Origin of the sequence: Nocardia anaemiae NBRC 100462 (assembly GCF_001612725.1) — a bacterium.
Classification (GTDB): Bacteria; Actinomycetota; Actinomycetes; order Mycobacteriales; family Mycobacteriaceae; genus Nocardia; species Nocardia anaemiae.
Genome location: NZ_BDAZ01000053.1, coordinates 79,741 through 97,161, shown reverse-complemented (window position 1 = coordinate 97,161; position 17,421 = coordinate 79,741). Strand labels below are relative to the sequence as shown.

Here is a 17,421-nt window from a genome sequence, read left to right as displayed (position 1 = left end):
TGCGTGCGCTGCTGGGTTTGGCGTGCGCCATATCTATGGGGGTTGACCTGTGCTAACTCCGAGGCACGGCGCCGCGATAGGGGAATAGCGGAGTGTGTTTTTGCCGCGGACGCGGTGGCCGCGGCGGCGTGCGGTGGTGACAACGGATCGTCACCACCGGCACGCGAGTCAGTCGCTGAGCCAGATGGCTTCGGCCGCAGGGCGGCCGAGATCGATGGTGCGGTCCCCGATGCGAATCGCGATGGTGCCCGCGAAGTCTCGGCGTTCCACCACGACTATCGGCGTATCGAGGGCGATGCCGACCGAATCGAAGTAGCGCAGCATATCCGGATCGGCATCGGAAATCCGTGCGACATGGCCGGATTCATCCGCGCGGAAGTCGCTGAGCTGGCGGGCGGGCGGCGTCGGCACCGCGCCGTCGACCGAGGGAATGGGATCGCCGTGCGGATCCCGGTCCGGATAGCCGAGTTTCGCGTCGATGCGCGCCATCAGCAACTCCGAGACCGCGTGCTCGAGCACCTCGGCCTCATCATGCACCTCATCCCAGCCGTAGCCGAGTTCGTTGACCAGGAAGGTCTCGATCAGCCGATGCCGACGCACCATGGCGACCGCCGCGCGCCGACCGTGTTCGGTGAGGGTGATGGATCCGTACCGTGCGTGTTCGACAAGGCCTTGATCGGCGAGCTTGCGTACCGCCTCGGAGACAGTGGAGGCCGATACGCCGATCCGTTCGGCGAGCAGTTTCGTCGAGACCTTTTCCTGCGACCACTCTCGAGCGGTCCAGATCACTTTCAAGTAGTCCTGGGCGACCGAGGTGAGCTCCGGCGCAATCGTCGCGGTGCTGCCGTGGGGGTCTGTGGTCTCGGTCGGCTGCGCTGCGGTGTCGGCCAGCTCGCGTCGGGTTGCGATGTCTCGTTTACCGGGCACATCTTCGAGCTTATGCACTGGACTCGCGATTCACACATTCACACACTTGAACACTCGGTGGTGTTGTCCGACAGCGTCGATCCGGCTCGCCGATCCGTCGGTTTCGGCTGGTCGGGGCCGATCTCGGATTCGCCGTTGTTCGCGGCACACCGCCCATCGCGGCCCCGGCGATCTCCAGGTCCGGCGCGGTGAGTCCCGCCGTGCGGAGCCAATGGGGCGGCCACTGTTTCCGATGCGTCCGGTAGTGGGCGCCACCACCGGCAGGCTGCAATTCACCCCACGTACACGCGGAGCTCGAGACGGGAGTGTGGATGGACACCTCGGAATACTGTTCCCCCCGTATTTTGCGTAGGCTGCGGACTGTGCAGAGATGGCGGAGCCTCGACGACGTACCCGCGGACTGGGGGCGGTGCGTACTCACGATCGGCGTATTCGACGGTGTGCATCGCGGCCATGCGCAGCTGATCAGCAGGGCCGTGAAGTCCGCTGCCGCGCGGGGAGTTCCGGCGGTACTGATGACCTTCGACCCGCATCCGATGGAAGTGGTGCGCCCCGGTTCGCATCCGGCGCAGTTGACCACGCTGACCCGGCGCGCGGAATTGGCCGAGGAGTTGGGCGTCGACGTTTTCTGCGTCATGCCCTTCACCCAAGAATTCATGAAGCTGCCCCCCGCGCGTTACGTGCACGATCTGCTGGTCGAGCGGCTGCATGTGGCCGAGGTCGTGGTCGGTGACAATTTCACCTTCGGTAAGAAGGCCGCGGGCACCGTCGAGACCATGCGCGAGCTTGGTGGGCGCTTCGGCTTCGAGGTCGACGGTGTGACGCTGCTCAGCGAGCATGCCGTCACCTTCTCCTCTACCTACATCCGTGCCTGCGTGGACGCGGGCGATATGGCCGCGGCCGCCGAGGCGCTCGGCCGTCCGCACCGGGTCGAGGGCGTGGTCGTACACGGCGACGGCCGCGGCCGCGAACTGGGCTTCCCGACCGCGAATATCGCGCCGCCCATGTATGCCGCCATTCCGGCCGACGGCGTCTACGCGGGTTGGTTCACCGTGCTCGGCCCCGGCCCGACCATCGGCACCGTGACGCCGGGTGAGCCCGCGATGGCCGCGATCTCCATCGGCACCAACCCCACCTTCTCCGGGCGCGCCCGCACCGTCGAGGCGTATGTCCTCGACTGTGAAGCCGATCTCTACGGTCAGCATGTCGCCGTGGATTTCGTCGAGCACCTCCGTGGTATGCGCAAATTCGACTCCATCGAAGACCTGCTCGAGGCCATGGGGCGCGACGTGGAAAACGCCCGCAAGGTCCTCACCGCCGTCGACTGACGCCCCCACCAGCGGATTTGCTCGCGCGATTCGGTTCGTCATATCGGATTCGGTACGGCGAACCGAATCCGGTAAGGTGGATCCTCGGGTTTGCTGCGGTCCGCGGCGGCACCCGGCCGGGTAACCGGAATCCTCGAGCGCGGAACTGAGAAATAGGAGTGGATGCCCCATGGCGCTGACCACCGAGCAGAAGTCGGCCATTCTCGCCGAGTACGGCCTGCACGAGAAGGACACCGGTTCCCCGGAGGCGCAGATCGCGCTGCTGTCCAAGCGGATCGCCGACATCACCGAGCACCTGAAGAAGCACAAGCACGACCACCACACCCGCCACGGCCTGATGGCGCTGATCGGTCGTCGCAAGCGCCTGTCGAAGTACCTCGCCGACAAGGACATCCAGCGCTACCGTTCGCTGATCGAGCGTTTGGGTCTGCGTCGCTGATCCTTCGACACACCGGCTACCTCGGGTAGTCGACAGCCCGGCCAACGGGGAGAAGTACAATCTCCCCGTTGGCTATATGTGTATGGGGGTATTCACACCCCGTTCGCACGACAACATTGCACAGCCGTATGCACCCGCCGCGTGGCGTCGGTCTTCGGTAGTGGCCTCCCGGCAGGCGCGCAGTCGCCGGCGGGCTTCGATCGATGACCGCCTCCGCGTCGCCGTTTCCAAGGGGAATCGGCCGGGTGTGCGCGTCGCAGCCAAGAGGGTTGCCGCGCGTCCGTATCCGGTATGGCTGACGACAGCTGGATCGCGCCGACTCGGCGCTCGATCCAGCGAAGACGAGAGGTTGAGAGCAGAAAAATGTCCGAAACAACTACCACCTCGGCCATCGAGGTCGAGCCCGGTGTGTTCGAATCCGTCGCGCTGATCGATAACGGCACCTTCGGAACCCGCACCGTCCGCTTCGAGACCGGCCGTTTGGCCCGCCAGGCCGCCGGTTCGGTCGTCGCCTACCTGGACGACGAGACCATGCTGCTGTCCGCGACCACCGCGGGCAAGCACCCCAAGGACCAGTTCGACTTCTTCCCGCTGACGGTCGATGTCGAAGAGCGCATGTACGCCGCGGGCCGCATCCCGGGTTCGTTCTTCCGCCGGGAGGGTCGCCCCTCCACCGACGCGATCCTGACCTGCCGCCTGATCGACCGTCCGCTGCGTCCGTCCTTTGTCGACGGCCTGCGCAACGAGATCCAGGTCGTGGTCACCGTGTTGAGCCTGGACCCGAACGATCTGTACGACGTCGTGGCCATCAACGCCGCATCCGCGTCCACTCAGATCGCGGGCCTGCCGTTCTCCGGCCCGGTCGGCGGCGTGCGGGTCGCGCTGATCGAGGGCCAGTGGGTCGCGTTCCCGACCGTCGAGCAGCTCGAGGGCGCGGTCTTCGACATGGTCGTCGCGGGTCGGGTCGTCGAATCCGGTGACGTGGCCATCATGATGGTCGAGGCCGAGGCCACCGAGAAGGTCATCGAGCTGGTCGAGGGCGGGGCGCAGGCGCCGACCGAGGCCGTGGTGGCGCAGGGCCTCGAGGCCGCCAAGCCGTTCATTGCCCGCCTGTGCAAGGCACAGCAGGATCTGGCCTCGCTGGCGTCCAAGCCGACCGAGGAGTTCCCGCTCTTCCCGCCGTACGAGGCCGATGTCTACGAGGCCGTCGAGGGCACCGCCAAGCGTGAGCTGGGCGAGGCGCTGGGCATCGCCGACAAGCAGGAGCGCGAGGCGAAGATCGATGAGATCAAGCTCGCCGTGCTGGATCGGCTGACCGACGACTTCGCCGGTCGCGAGAAGGAACTGGGCGCGGCATTCCGCTCGGTCACCAAGAAGCTGGTGCGTCAGCGCATCCTGTCCGACGGCTTCCGCATCGACGGTCGCGGCCTGGCCGATATCCGTGCCCTCTCCGCCGAGGTCGCCGTGATCCCGCGGGCGCACGGTTCGGCGCTGTTCGAGCGCGGCGAGACCCAGATCATGGGCGTCACCACCCTCGACATGGTGAAGATGGCCCAACAGGTCGACTCGCTCGGCCCGGAGACCTCCAAGCGCTACATGCACCACTACAACTTCCCGCCGTTCTCCACCGGTGAGACCGGTCGCGTCGGTTCGCCGAAGCGTCGCGAGATCGGCCACGGCGCGCTGGCCGAGCGGGCGCTCATCCCGGTTCTCCCGAGCCAGGAAGAGTTCCCGTACGCCATCCGTCAGGTCTCGGAAGCGTTGAGCTCCAACGGTTCCACCTCGATGGGTTCGGTCTGCGCCTCGACCCTGTCGCTGCTGAACGCCGGTGTGCCGCTGAAGGCCCCGGTCGCCGGTATCGCCATGGGCCTGGTGTCGGACACCATCAAGAACGACAAGGGTGAGGACGAGGTCCGCTACGTCGCGCTCACCGACATCCTGGGCGCCGAGGATGCCTTCGGCGACATGGACTTCAAGGTCGCGGGCACCCCGGACTTCGTCACCGCGCTGCAGCTGGACACCAAGCTGGACGGCATCCCCTCGCAGGTGCTGGCCGGTGCGCTGAGCCAGGCGCACGATGCCCGCACCACCATCCTCGAGGTCATGGCCGAGGCCATCGCCACCCCGGACGAGATGAGCCCGTACGCTCCGCGCGTCACCGCGATCAAGATCCCGGTCGACAAGATCGGTGAGGTCATCGGCCCGAAGGGCAAGGTGATCAACCAGATCACCGAGGAGACCGGCGCCAATATCTCCATCGAGGACGACGGCACGGTCTACGTCGGTGCGACCAACGGCCCGGCGGCGCAGGCGGCGATCGACCAGATCAATGCCATCGCCAACCCGCAGCTGCCGAAGGTCGGCGAGCGCTTCCTCGGCACGGTCGTCAAGACCACCGCCTTCGGCGCGTTCGTCTCGCTGCTGCCCGGCCGCGACGGCCTGGTGCACATCTCCAAGCTGGGCAACGGCAAGCGCGTGGCCAAGGTCGAGGACGTGGTGAACGTCGGCGACAAGCTGCGCGTCGAGATCGCCGATATCGACAACCGCGGCAAGATTTCGCTGGTGCCGGTCGACGAGAACGCCGACGAGCCCGAGGCGACCGAAACCGCTGATGCGGGCACGGCGGAGACGGAGTAGTACTTGTCTCTGTGACGAAGAAGAAGACGGCAACCCCTCTGCTCCGCGGCGAGCAGGGGGGTTCGTCTCTGGAGCTGCGGATGGACCAGATGCGGGGCACCGACGCGGGGGTACGGCGCACCGTGTTACCCGGCGGGCTGCGCGTGGTCACCGAACATGTCCCCGGCGTGCGTTCGGCATCGATGGGGGTCTGGGTGGGGGTCGGCTCGCGCGACGAGGGACCCACTGTCGCGGGCGCCGCGCATTTCCTGGAACACCTGCTGTTCAAGGCGACTCCGACACGATCGGCATTGGATATCGCGCAGGCGATGGATGCGGTGGGCGGTGAACTCAACGCGTTCACCGCGAAGGAGCAGACCTGCTACTACGCCCATGTCCTCGACGAGGATCTGCCGCTGGCCGTCGATATGGTCTCCGATGTCGTACTCAACGGTCTGTGCCGGGCCGAGGATGTGGATGTCGAGCGGCAGGTGGTGCTCGAGGAGATCGCCATGCGCGACGACGATCCGGAGGATCTGGTCGGTGACGCATTCCTGTCCGCGCTCTTCGGTGATCATCCGATCGGGCGGCCGGTGATCGGCTCCATCGACACCATCGAGGCGATGAATGCCACCCAGCTGCGCGGCTTCCACCTGCGCCGTTACCGGCCGGATCGGATGGTCGTCGCGGTCGCGGGCAATGTGGAGCACGACCACACCGTGGAATTGGTGCACCGTGCCTTCGCCGCCCGGCTCGATCCATCCGCCGAACCCGCACCACGGCGCGAGGGCCGGTTTCGACCGCACAGCGCACCGGAGCTGCACTGGAGCCACCGCGACAGCGAACAGGCGCACCTGGTCTTCGGCGTGCGGGCCTTCGGGCGGCACGAGGGGGAGCGGCGCTGGCCGCTCTCGGTGCTCAATACCGTGGTCGGTGGTGGTCTGAGTTCGCGGTTGTTCCAACGCATTCGGGAGGAACGCGGCCTGGCGTACTCGGTGTACTCCAGCGTGGACACCTTCGCTGATACCGGCGCATTCTCGGTGTACATCGGCTGCCAACCGGAAAATCTCGGCCAGGTGGCGACATTGGCGCGCGGGGTGCTGGAAGAGATCGCGGCCAATGGCATTACCGACGCGGAATGCGCGCGCGCCAAGGGTTCGTTGCGTGGTGGTCTGGTGCTCGGCCTGGAGGATTCGGCATCGCGGATGAACCGGATCGGTCGTAGCGAACTGAGTTACGGTAACCACCGCAGCGTCTCGGAGACGCTCGCCCGCATCGATGCGGTGACCACCGAAGAGGTTTCCGCGATCGCCCGCACCCTGCTGGCGCGACCGTTCGCGGCCTCGGTGGCCGGACCGTACCGGCGCACCAGGGAATTGCCCGCGGCGGTGCGGCGATTGGTCGAGGGCTGAGGTAGATCAGCTGGTCGGGGGGTGGATATGACGGGATCGGCGCTCGGTCGCGCCGAGGTGGCGGCCGAACTCGGACGGCTCGACGAGGCGCGCCGGATCATCGGTGCGGCATTGGTGGCCCAACCCGACGACCCGGTGCTCTTGGAACGCATGGCCGACATCGCCTATCGACTCGATCAGACCGATGAGGCGCTGCGCTACGCGACCGCGGCGATCGCCGCCGACCCGGCGCGCCTCGATGCGTACCTGACCGCGGCCCTGGCCTACGACGCCTACACCATGCGTGACGAAGCGCAACGGCACGCCCGCATGGCGACGCGATTGGCGCCGGACAATGTCGCGGCCCTGCTGGTGCTGGCTCGGGTCATCGCCAATGCGGCGACCTCAGATAAGCCGCGAGCCGAAGCCCGCGATGCCCTCGAGCGGGCAACACGACTCGCCCCCGCGCACGCGGGCACACACGCCCACGCGGCGGAAACCTATCGGCGACTGCATGATTCGGACGCCGCCCGCCGCCACGTCGAGGCCGGTCTCGCCGAGGATCCGGTACATGCCGAACTGCTGCAGACGCGGGCGCGGCTGGACTTCGAGAACATCGCGACCAGGGACAAGGCCGTCGCGACGCTGCGTGGACTGCTCGGCTCGAATCCGGGTGATGCGGGCGCACGTCGGCTGCTCGCCGAAATCATGTGGCGGGCGCTGATCAGGCTGGCAGCTTGGGTGTGGTTCTTCGCGGCGGCCGTGGTTTCGCTTTCGATGTGGATGCCCACCGGTGGCATGCGGGTCCTGACGCCTGTGCTTTTCGTGGGCGTGCTCGGTGCGTGGTTCGGCGTGTTCCGCAAGCTGGTTCGCCAGTTGCCGCAGGGATATCTGCGCAAGCGGCTGCTGCGGCGGCCGGAAGCGTTGCTGGCGTTGGTGATCGGGCTGGTGTCGAGTTTCGTCACCGATATCGGTGCGCTGGTATTGCGATCGGAGTGGTCGGTCGAGGAGGTGCGCGGCGGGTACATCGCGGTGCTCGTCGGAGTGGTGGGTGCCGCGCTGGCGCATCTGTTGCTGTTCGTGGCGTGGGTCGTGCGGCGCGATGGCGAGTCGGATCGCGGTGCGGGGGAGGAATTCGCGCTGTTGAGCGTGATCATCGTGCTCGGTGGCGGGCTGCCGCTCGTGGGAATGGCTGCCGCGCTGCGGCATTGGGCTCGTCAGCCCGCGGCGTTCGGGGTGTTCGTCGCGATCATCGGCATTGTGGTTGTGACGTTGCTGCTCGAGATTCTGCTGGTACAGGCGCTGGAGTACCGGTGGCGGATGTTCGACGCGTACGTCGGGGGCGTGCTGTTGGTCGCGGTATTGACCGCGCTCGCGCTCTGGTGGGGTGTGCACCAGACCGCGACGCAGACCTTCCACAGCGATGATCGGACTCCGGTGCCGACCGCCCCGAAGTCACCGCCGCCCGTTCCGACGTTCCACTTCACGCCGCCGGTGCTGCCGACACCCGCGGGTTAGCTCATTCGCTGCGGGCGCGGTTGGCCGCCTCGACGATCGAGGGCAGCAGGCCGGGCAGGGCGTGGTCGAGATCCTCCGAGCGTAGGCGCTGGCAGGTCTGGCCGTCGATGATCAGTCGCTCGATGACACCGGCTTCGCGCAGAATCTTGAAGTGGTGGGTGGCGGTCGATTTGTTGATCACCTCATAGAGCGCGCCGCAGCGCACGGCGGTGCCCGCATTGCTCAGCCGACGCACCATCTCCAGCCGCACCGGATCCTGCAGTGCGCCGAGCACGGCGGGTAACGAGGCGACCGGCGGCGCCTCGGTGGCCGATTCCTTCGCTTCGGTCATGATCTACCTCACAGTGGTTTGATGGTCATCGTACCGGCTGTATCGTCTATTGAAGTTCGATCATCATCAAACTTACCTGATCGGGGTTCCGATGGCAGCGACAATGACGGTGGCGGCCGACCAGCAGACTTCACAGCGTTGGGCCTATGCGCTGATTCTGGCGGCGAGCGGGGTGGCGCTCGGCGTCTCCGGGGTGCCCGCGCCGCTGTACGGCATGTACCAGAAGGAGTGGCATTTCACGCCGCTCACGACGACCTTCGTCTTCGCGGTGTACGCATTCGCGGCGCTGGCCGCGGTGCTGGTCTCCGGGCGCATCTCCGATGTGGTCGGTCGCAAGCCGGTACTGCTCGGCGCATTCGCCACCATGATCATCGGGCTGGTGGTGTTCCTGTTGGCCGACAATGTCGCGATGCTGCTGCTGGCGCGGGCGCTGCACGGGTTGGCGGTCGGTTCGACGGTGGTCGCCGGTGCCGCGGCACTGCTCGATCTGCGCCCGAAGCACGGTGCCCGGTCCGGTCAGCTCAGCGGCGTTGCGTTCAATGTCGGTATGGCCGTAGCGATTCTGGGTTCGGCATTGCTTGCCCAGTACGCACCGCATCCGCTGCGCATGCCCTATGTCGTCATCACGGTGGTGTGCCTGCTCATCGGCGCCGGTGTCATCGCATTGCGGGAACCGCATACCGCTCGGATCTCGGGACGCATCACGATCGCGAAACCGGCGGTGCCGCAGGAGATTCGCGGTGACTTCTGGTTCTCGGCGCTGGGTGTGATGGCGGCCTGGTCGGTGTTGGGCGTACTGCTGTCGCTGTATCCGTCGCTCGCTTCGGCAGAGACCGGCATCCACAATCTCGTTTTCGGTGGCGCGGTCGTCGCGTCGACCGCCATCGCCGGTGCCACCGCTCAGCTGTTCGCCACCGGAATTCCGGCTCGGCGCGCGGCGATCGGCGGCGATACCGGCATGGCGGTGGCACTGGTCCTCACGGTGCCCGCATTGCACACCGGCAACTGGGTCGTGGTGCTGCTGGCCGGAGTGCTGCTCGGCGCGACCTTCGGGCTCGGGTTCGGCGGATCGCTGCGGCATCTGTCCGAGGTTGTGCCGCAACACAAGCGCGGCGAGACCATGTCCGCGTACTACCTGCTCGCCTACTCGGCCATGGCGCTGCCGACCATCCTCGCCGGGTGGGCGGCCACCGAATGGGGGCTGAGTGAGGTGTTCCCATGGTTCGTCGGTGCGGTCGCATTCGCGTGCCTGGTGGCGGCCGGGCTCGGGCTGCGCCGGAATCAGGAAGCGAAAAAGCAAGGGGTCTAGCGGATTCGGCGCTACTCGGCTCGCGGCTCCTGCGATAGACGCGCTTTGGTCCAGTCCGCCCACTCCTCCAGGGCCGAGGTCAGCCGGATTCCGGCCTCGGCGGCGATGCGCAGCGAATCCGTCTGCGGGCTTCGGCCGTATTCGCCGCGGTCCTTGGCTGCGGCGATCTTGCGGTAGTTCTCCGCGAGGCCGCGATAGTAGGCGGCCTCGCGGTCGAGGTGCTCGGCCACCTGTTCGGGTGTCATCAGCCAGAAGAAGACCGAACGCAGCAGTGGTTCCAGTCGTATGGTGTGATCGACCTCGGTCTGGGTCAGCCAGCGCCGAACCTCGGTCAGGCCCGCGGCGGTGATGCGGTAGTCCTTGCGTCCGCGCGGGCCCTCGGCGTCGACGGCGATGTATCCGTTCTCCTGTAGTTTGCGCAGCTCGCTGTAGATCTGTGGATGCCCGGCGGGCCATACCGAACCGAGTACCTCGTCGAATCGCTGGCTCAGATCCCAGCCGCTCGCCGGGTTTTCGGCCAGCAGTCCCAGCAGGGCATGTCTCAGCGACACGGCTGACCATCCGTGTCGTGTTCATGTGGACATGTTGCTATTGACATGTCGATAGACATCTGCGAGGCTTCCTTGGCATGCACCTGTTCAAAGTAACATGTTGATTCGAACAACTGGAGGAGCCGTGCCTGAACACGGTCAGGGCAATGTCTTCATTACCGGATCCACCGGCGGCATCGGCGCCGCGGTCACCGATCTGCTGGTCCAGCGGGGCTATACCGTCTATGCGGGCGTGCACACCACCGCATCCAGCCGCGATTCCGCCGAAATTCGTTCGGTAGCAATGGATGTCACCGATCCCGACAGCGTGGCACGCGCGGCTGCCGCAGTCGCCGCGCAGGTCGGATCCGAGGGGCTGCGCGCGGTGATCAACAATGCCGGAATCATCGTGCAGGGGCCGCTCGAGCTGGTAACGCCCGATCAGCTGCGCCACCAGTTCGACGTGAACACACTCGGCCCGGCCTATGTCTGCCGAGAGTTTCTGCCGCTGGTGCGCGCGGGCCGAGGCCGCATCGTCAATATCAGCGCGCCGACAGCCCGTGTCCCCATACCGTTCATGGCGCCCATTTCGGCCAGCAAGGCGGCCCTGGCGTCGTGGTCGAATGCGTTGCGGCTGGAACTGTCCGCCTGGGACATTCCGGTGATTCTCGTTGAGCCGGGCGGCACCCGCACGGAGATCTTCGCCAAAGCGGAACTGGGCACCCAGCAAGCGATCTCCGACTCCAGTACGGAGCGCGTCGCGCTCTACCGCGGTCAGCTCGAGGCCGTCGCAGCGGCCGGTGAACACATGAAACTCGGTCCGGTCGATCCGGTCGCCCGAGCGGTGGTGCGGGCGGTGACGACGCGAAAGCCCAAGCGGCACTATGCCGCGGGAACCGGAGTCCGCACTTTCGCACTGCTGGCGCAGCTGCCCGTACCGTTGCGCGAACGCGTGATCTCCACCGCGTATGGACTGCGCTCGGTCTCGCGTGTGGTGGGTGCGGTGTGAGCGCCTCGGTATCGCGAACCATCGTCTTCATCGGGGCCACATCTGGAATGGGCAGGCACGCCGTGCGGCGGCTGGCGCGCGACGGACACCGCTTGATCCTTATCGGACGCGACCCGCGCCGCGCCGCCGAGTTGCGCGCCGAGTTGCCGGATGCCACCGTGATCACGGCCGATATTGCGACGGCGGCCGGGATCGACCGTGCCGCAGCGCAGATCGCCCAGGTGACCGATACGGTGGACACCCTGGTGAACAACGCCGGAGTGATGGTGCCCGATCGAGAGGTCACCGCCGAGGGCGTCGAGCTGAACTTCGCCGTGCACCACCTGGCGCCCTTCTCCATGACCGGCATTCTCCTGTCGCTGTTGCAATGCGGTGCCGGGCGAGTGGTGAATGTCAATTCCGAGGGTCATCGCGCGGCACTATTCCATTCGGGTGCGATAGATCTCGACTTCGCTGACCTCGGCAGGGAACGCCACTACGATCCGTTCCTCGCCTACAGCCGCAGCAAACTGGCAAACCTGTTGTTCAGTTATGAATTACAGCGTCGACATCCCGAATTGGCCATCGTCGCACTACATCCTGGAATGGTTCGTTCCGACCTCGGTCGGCGGTTCTCTCGTTTGCGGGTGGCACCCATGCACGCCATTTCGCTTCCGACGGCCAAGGGGGCGGCGCCGATCATCGAACTGGCCACCAGCCCCGACATCGAAAGTGGCTCGTACTACAACAGATTCAAACCCGTCAAGTCGTCCCCGCAGTCGTACGACGTGACGACCGCTCGGCGCCTATGGGATGTGACCGAACAATTGCGCGGCCGGTTCGACCAACAGCCGATCCCAGGCCGCGCGTGAACATCTGCCGTGATCGCCGGAACGGTCACCCGGCCGCGTCGCATGAATCGCAGTCGAAAAGCTAAGGGCCGCAGGGTAGCTGATCTCGCGAGGTAGTCGGCGAGCGACAACCCGGCTACCATGCGGTGATGCGATGGGGGCGGTTGGGCGACCGACTACACCGCGCGGCACTATTGCTCGCGGTGTTGGGTGCGGTTGTCGGTGGATTGGTAATTGCCGGGCTGACCTGGTGGTTGTTGTGGTGGCTCCTGGGTGCGAAGGCCGAGACGCCGAATCAGTTGGACCTCACCAAGATCGCGCTGTCGGTGGCCGCCGGGGTTGGCGGGGCGGTCGCGCTGGTGGTGGCGTATCGGCGGCAGCGCGATCTGGAGCGCGGGCGGTTCGCGGAGTTGTTCGGGGCGGCGGCGCGGCAGTTGGGGGATGCGGATCCGGCTGTTCGGATCGCCGGGGTGTATGCGATGGCGGGGGTGGCCGATGAGTTTTCCGCGCCGAGTCGACGACAGCAGTGCATCGACGTGCTGTGTGGATATCTGCAGCTGCCGTACGAACCGGCCGATGGTGCGAATCATCTTGTCTCGCGGGCCGAATCGGCCGAGGAAACCGGAGTCAAGGTCGAGCGGGTGTACGAATTCCGGCGCAACGATCGGGAGGTGCGCCGCGCCATCGTCCGGGTGATCGCCCAACATCTGCGACCATCCGCGGACATCCGCTGGTCGGCGTGCAACCTGACATTCAACGGCGCGGTGCTGGAGAAGGTCGATTTCCGGGATGCGGTGTTCTCGGGGCGGCATACCTCGTTCGCGGGGGCGACATTCATCGGGCCCTCGACGTTCGAGCGCGTGCGGTTCGACGGCCACCACGTCACCTTCCGCGGCGCGACCTTCCAGGACGGTCCGGCGCTGTTCGACCACGCGATGTTCGATACCAGCCGTATCGAAAAGCACGAACCGGCAGGCAATGGCACCACTTTCGCCGATGCCACATTCGAAAGTGGCGTGTCGTTCGAGAGCGCTTGCTTCCAAGGCCCGCGCACCAACTTCAGCGGCGCGCGCTTCCTCGGCGCGCGGACCTCATTCCAGGACACGAAGTTCCGGGCGGAGCTGACCTTGTTCGAGCGCGCTGCCTTCGATGGCGACCACATTGCCTTCGACCGCACCGAATTCGCGAGTGCCCGAGTCGTTTTCAAAGGCGCGCAGTTCTACGCAACGCTCACCGCCTTCGATCAGGCGAAGATCGGCGCGCAGAATCGACTACGCAACAGAGGCACTCGCGAAACAAACTTCTCCCAGGCCGAGTTTCACGGCGGTGTCAGATTCCCGCGGACGGTGTTCGGCGGACGCACGGTCGACTTCACCGAGGGCGACTTCTTCGGTGATATCTCGTTCCTCGGCACGCGTTTCACCGCCCACGAAATCCAGTTCGATCGGCCGAGGGCGTGGGTGGGCACGCATTTCGACTGGGATGACGCGCCCACCCGCAAACCAACGAGCGTCAAGCCGAATCCATGGCCGCCGACCGCCGCTGCGTGATGGTTATGTCGGCCAACCACCGTACGGGACGGTGATCAATTCCATGAAGTGACCGCTGGGGTCGAGGAAATAGACGCCGCGACCGCCATCGTTGTGGTTGATCTCGTTGACGCCCTGTTGGCGGGGGTCGGCCCAATGCTCCAGTTTGTAGCGCTGGATCTTGGCGTAGGCCGCGTCGAACTCGGCCTCGGAGATCAGGAATGCGTAGTGCTGGGGCTGGATTTCGGTGACGTGCGGTGGCACGTTCGCGAAGTCGAAGGTGACTCCATTACCCGTTGGCAACGGGATGAACGGACCCCATTCTTTTCCTAGTTCCAAACCCAGGATGTCCGACCAGAATTCGGCCGAGACCCGGTTGTCGCGGCAGCCGACTATGGTGTGATTGAACTGTACTGACAGGGGGATTTCTCCTTGTATCGTGACGGTCCCGACCCCGGGCTCGGTACAAGGCGGCCTACGGGAGCACCGTCACCGGCGTCGAGATTAGCCAATCGCGCTCCATGGTGCCACCCCCGAGTGACGCGGGCCATCTTGCTCTGTCTGTGACGCTGCGCGGTAGCGTCGTGGAATGAAGATTCGAGGGGCGGTCCTGGAGCGGATCGCAGCGCCCACACCGTTCGCCGAGTCGGCGCCGATCACCGTCTGTGAGCTGGACCTGGGGCAGCCGGGGCCGGGTGAGCTGCTGGTGCGGATCGAGGCCGCCGGGTTGTGTCATTCCGACCTGTCGGTGGTGGACGGAAACCGGGTGCGACCGGTGCCGATGCTGCTCGGGCACGAGGCGGCGGGCATCGTCGAGACGATCGGGCCCGGTGACAGTGATGTCGCGGTGGGGCAGCGCGTGGTGATGACCTTCCTGCCGCGCTGCGGGGAGTGCGCGGGCTGTGCCAGTGACGGGCGCACGCCCTGCGGACCGGGCAGTGCTGCCAATAATGCGGGTGAGCTATTGAACGGTGGGCGGCGGCTGCATCGGGAGGGTGCGCAGGTGCACCATCACCTGGGCGTGTCCGCCTTCGCGACACATGCCGTCGTCGATCGACGATCGGTGGTTCCAGTCGATGCCGATGTGCCGCCGGAGGTTGCCGCGGTACTTGGCTGCGCGGTGCTCACCGGTGGTGGTGCGCTGCTCAACTCCGCGAAACCTGGTGCGGCCGATCGGATCATGGTGGTAGGGCTCGGTGGTGTCGGCATGGCGGCGGTGCTCGTCGCGGTGTCGCTCGGCGAGCACGAAGTGATCGCTGTCGATACCGTGCCGGAAAAGCTCGCTCTCGCAAAGGAACTCGGAGCGAGCGCCGTGTACACACCGGCCGAACTCGCGGAACGAGGCATCCAGGCGGATGTCGTGGTCGAGGCGGCGGGCAACGTTCGTGCCTTCGAAACAGCCATCGCCGCAACCGGACCCGGAGGTACGACGGTCACCGTCGGGTTGCCTGCCCCCGATGCGCGCGCGAGCATTTCCCCACTCGCGTTGGTTGCTCAGGGCCGCACCATCATCGGCAGCTACCTCGGCTCGGCGGTGCCCTCTCGGGATATTCCGGAGTACGTCCGGATGTGGCGGGAGGGGCGGCTGCCGGTCGAAAAACTGGTGTCCTCGCATGTCGGGTTGGATGAAATCAACCGCGCTATGGACGAACTCGCTGCCGGGCATGCGTTGCGGCAGGTGATTGTGTTCGAGTAGGTCGTCCGCCTTCGTGACTGAGGTGGGGGCGTTCTGGGCTGATGCGGCGGACGTGCTTAGCAGGCAGGTGTGCGGCCATTCGCCGCCGCGCTTTTGGAATGCCACTGCGCGCTGCGCTCGGAACGGTACCTCGCGTCGAAAGCATCTGGCGCTTGCACTGTGCGACCGCCCCGAGACACGCAGGCTGGTCTCAGTGCTCGGCCATCTTGCCTCGGGTTCGGGAGCTTTCGTCGAGTGCGTCGACGAATCGTACGAGCAGACGGGCGAATTCGGTGCGTTCGCGTTCCGTCCAGTCGGACATCGCGGTCGCCATGGCGGCGCGGCGGCCCTCGCGTGCCGCGGTGACGACGGAGCGTCCGGCGGCAGTCAGTCGTAGCACGGCGCGCCTGCCGTCCTGTTGATCCGCCACCCGCTCCAGGTGGCCAGACGAAACCGCCTGGGCGACAAGGCGACTCGCGCGCGGTTGGTCGACGCCAAGTGTCGGTGCCAGGGTTCCGACGGTGTCCGCATTCGCACCGGCCACCGCGTCCAGCACTCGGAACACCGCGATCGGCACGGGTGAATCCTTGCCGAGTGCCCCGCGGGTCTGTCGCCGCCGGATTCGCACCATCGCCGCTTCGACGGCCGCGGTCACCGCGTCGCGCTCTTCCATTCGGCCTACTTTCATGTCATATTACATGTAATTGTAATTCTACATGCTTTGGAGGAACGATGGCAGCACAACGTCCGATCGGCTACTGGCTCAAGGAACTCGACCGCCGGATCGACGCCCGCTTCGAGGACGATCTGGCCGCATCCGGTCTGACCCGGCGCCACTGGCAGATCCTCAACTCACTCGCCGAAGGCCCTCGCTCCGCCACCGATGTCCGCGATGGCCTCGCCCCCTTCTGGAACGACGCTTCGGAGTGGGGAATCCAACTCGCGCAGCTGGTGGATCGCGGTGACATCACCGATGATTCGGGCACCCTCGCCCTCACCGAGGCGGGCCGCATCACCCACCACCAAGCCTTCACCCTGATCGGCAAGCGCCGCCGCGCCATGCTCGACGGGATCACCGACGACGAGTACGCCCAGACCGTTCGCCTGCTGGAGAAGATGGCCGAGAATATGGCGGGCGCCTGAGCGCGCTGACGATCACCGGAGGTCAGCGGACCGGGAGGGGAGCGGGGTCGATAGGCTGGCGGAGTCGTTGGCGGAATTAGGAGGTGCGGTGACCATTCGGGTCGGAGTGCTCGGTGCGCGGGGGAAAGTCGGTCAGGCGATCTGTGCGGCGGTGCGGGCGGCCGACGATCTGGAGTTGGTCGCGACGGTCGACAAGGACGATTCGCTCGAGTCGTTCACCGAATCGGGCACCCAGGTGGTCGTCGACTTCACCAATCCCGATGTGGTGATGGGAAATCTGAAGTTCCTGGTGGAGCGCGGAATTCACGCGGTTGTCGGTACCACCGGATTCGATGAGGCCCGCCTGGACGAGGTGCGCGGCTGGTTGGCAGGGCGTCCGGAGACCGGTGTGCTCATCGCCCCGAACTTCGCCATCGGCGCCGTGCTGTCCATGCGATTCGCCGAGCAGGCGGCGCGGTTCTTCGATTCGGTCGAGGTGATCGAGTTGCATCATCCGAACAAGGTCGACGCGCCCTCGGGTACCGCATATCGCACCGCGGGCCTGATCGCCGCCGCCCGGGACAAGGCCGGAGTCGGCCGCAGCCCCGATGCCACCACCCAGGAACTCGACGGTGCGCGCGGCGCCGAAGTGGATGGCGTGCGGGTGCATTCGGTGCGCCTGGCCGGACTCGTCGCGCATCAGGAGGTGCTGTTCGGCACCCAGGGCGAAACCCTCACCATCCGGCACGATTCCATCGACCGCTCCTCCTTCGCCCCCGGTGTACTGCTCGGCGTCCGCGAGATCGCGAATCGCCCCGGCCTGACCGTCGGGCTCGACCCGTTCCTGGATCTGTGACACAGGAACCG

At 66.2% G+C, this 17,421-nt stretch carries 17 protein-coding genes; 12 read left to right on the top strand and 5 right to left on the bottom strand.

Features of this window, described 5'->3' with window-relative positions:
• Window positions 1–168: 168 nt before the first annotated feature.
• The gene (locus NA5_RS27555) at window positions 169–831 is read right to left on the bottom strand and encodes a metal-dependent transcriptional regulator (RefSeq protein WP_062991169.1); all 663 of its coding nucleotides are present in this window, start codon (window positions 829–831) and stop codon (window positions 169–171) included.
• A 458-nt stretch (window positions 832–1,289) separates the two neighbouring features.
• On the opposite strand from NA5_RS27555, the gene NA5_RS27550 reads away from it, so the two are divergent.
• From NA5_RS27550 to NA5_RS27530, 5 genes are all read left to right on the top strand, one after another.
• On the top strand, window positions 1,290–2,255 hold the full coding sequence (locus NA5_RS27550) for a bifunctional riboflavin kinase/FAD synthetase (protein ID WP_174555278.1): 966 nt from the start codon (window positions 1,290–1,292) through the stop codon (window positions 2,253–2,255).
• Window positions 2,256–2,424: 169 nt separating this feature from the next.
• The gene (rpsO, locus tag NA5_RS27545) at window positions 2,425–2,694 is read left to right on the top strand and encodes a 30S ribosomal protein S15 (RefSeq protein ID WP_062991119.1); all 270 of its coding nucleotides are present in this window, start codon (window positions 2,425–2,427) and stop codon (window positions 2,692–2,694) included.
• A gap of 363 nt (window positions 2,695–3,057) precedes the next feature.
• Window positions 3,058–5,331: a polyribonucleotide nucleotidyltransferase gene (locus tag NA5_RS27540; protein ID WP_062991117.1), complete on the top strand. Its 2,274-nt coding sequence runs from the start codon at window positions 3,058–3,060 to the stop codon at window positions 5,329–5,331.
• Between the two features lie 80 nt (window positions 5,332–5,411).
• On the top strand, window positions 5,412–6,722 hold the full coding sequence (locus tag NA5_RS27535; RefSeq protein ID WP_062991115.1) for a M16 family metallopeptidase: 1,311 nt from the start codon (window positions 5,412–5,414) through the stop codon (window positions 6,720–6,722).
• 27 nt (window positions 6,723–6,749) lie between these two features.
• Window positions 6,750–8,219: a tetratricopeptide repeat protein gene (locus NA5_RS27530; RefSeq protein ID WP_157110666.1), complete on the top strand. Its 1,470-nt coding sequence runs from the start codon at window positions 6,750–6,752 to the stop codon at window positions 8,217–8,219.
• Between the two features lies 1 nt (window position 8,220).
• On the opposite strand, the gene NA5_RS27525 is transcribed toward NA5_RS27530, so the two are convergent.
• Window positions 8,221–8,550, bottom strand: coding sequence for an ArsR/SmtB family transcription factor (locus NA5_RS27525; protein WP_062991111.1), 330 nt, complete (start codon window positions 8,548–8,550; stop codon window positions 8,221–8,223).
• Between the two features lie 79 nt (window positions 8,551–8,629).
• Between NA5_RS27525 and NA5_RS27520 the strand changes: the two genes are divergently transcribed.
• Complete coding sequence (locus NA5_RS27520; protein ID WP_281201762.1) at window positions 8,630–9,859, top strand: MFS transporter; 1,230 nt, start codon at window positions 8,630–8,632, stop codon at window positions 9,857–9,859.
• An 11-nt stretch (window positions 9,860–9,870) separates the two neighbouring features.
• Here the strand turns inward: NA5_RS27520 and NA5_RS27515 are convergent, their stop codons facing one another.
• Window positions 9,871–10,410: a PadR family transcriptional regulator gene (locus NA5_RS27515; protein WP_062991109.1), complete on the bottom strand. Its 540-nt coding sequence runs from the start codon at window positions 10,408–10,410 to the stop codon at window positions 9,871–9,873.
• Between the two features lie 124 nt (window positions 10,411–10,534).
• Between NA5_RS27515 and NA5_RS27510 the strand changes: the two genes are divergently transcribed.
• The 3 genes from NA5_RS27510 to NA5_RS27500 all read left to right on the top strand — a co-directional run bounded on the left by NA5_RS27510 (window position 10,535) and on the right by NA5_RS27500 (window position 13,778).
• Window positions 10,535–11,398, top strand: a complete 864-nt coding sequence (locus NA5_RS27510) for an SDR family NAD(P)-dependent oxidoreductase (RefSeq protein ID WP_084484456.1) — start codon at window positions 10,535–10,537, stop codon at window positions 11,396–11,398.
• Window positions 11,395–12,249 carry an SDR family NAD(P)-dependent oxidoreductase gene (locus NA5_RS27505; RefSeq protein WP_063813616.1) on the top strand — a complete coding sequence of 285 codons (855 nt, stop codon included), beginning with the start codon at window positions 11,395–11,397 and terminating at the stop codon, window positions 12,247–12,249. Before NA5_RS27510 ends, NA5_RS27505 begins: the two co-directional genes overlap by 4 nt.
• Window positions 12,250–12,377: 128 nt before the next feature.
• Window positions 12,378–13,778 (top strand): pentapeptide repeat-containing protein, encoded by a 1,401-nt coding sequence (locus tag NA5_RS27500; RefSeq protein WP_245672422.1) that lies wholly within the window; start codon window positions 12,378–12,380, stop codon window positions 13,776–13,778.
• 3 nt (window positions 13,779–13,781) lie between these two features.
• Here NA5_RS27500 and NA5_RS27495 read toward each other — a convergent pair whose 3' ends face one another.
• The gene (locus NA5_RS27495; protein ID WP_062991103.1) at window positions 13,782–14,177 is read right to left on the bottom strand and encodes a VOC family protein; all 396 of its coding nucleotides are present in this window, start codon (window positions 14,175–14,177) and stop codon (window positions 13,782–13,784) included.
• Between the two features lie 169 nt (window positions 14,178–14,346).
• On the opposite strand from NA5_RS27495, the gene NA5_RS27490 reads away from it, so the two are divergent.
• On the top strand, window positions 14,347–15,453 hold the full coding sequence (locus NA5_RS27490; RefSeq protein ID WP_062991101.1) for a zinc-binding dehydrogenase: 1,107 nt from the start codon (window positions 14,347–14,349) through the stop codon (window positions 15,451–15,453).
• Between the two features lie 190 nt (window positions 15,454–15,643).
• On the opposite strand, the gene NA5_RS27485 is transcribed toward NA5_RS27490, so the two are convergent.
• Window positions 15,644–16,105 (bottom strand): MarR family winged helix-turn-helix transcriptional regulator, encoded by a 462-nt coding sequence (locus NA5_RS27485; RefSeq protein WP_062991099.1) that lies wholly within the window; start codon window positions 16,103–16,105, stop codon window positions 15,644–15,646.
• Window positions 16,106–16,164: 59 nt separating this feature from the next.
• Between NA5_RS27485 and NA5_RS27480 the strand changes: the two genes are divergently transcribed.
• Together NA5_RS27480 and dapB are read left to right on the top strand one after the other, a co-directional pair.
• Window positions 16,165–16,575 (top strand): MarR family winged helix-turn-helix transcriptional regulator, encoded by a 411-nt coding sequence (locus NA5_RS27480; RefSeq protein WP_062991097.1) that lies wholly within the window; start codon window positions 16,165–16,167, stop codon window positions 16,573–16,575.
• Window positions 16,576–16,663: 88 nt separating this feature from the next.
• Window positions 16,664–17,410, top strand: coding sequence for a 4-hydroxy-tetrahydrodipicolinate reductase (gene dapB / locus NA5_RS27475; protein WP_062991095.1), 747 nt, complete (start codon window positions 16,664–16,666; stop codon window positions 17,408–17,410).
• Window positions 17,411–17,421 lie beyond the last annotated feature (11 nt).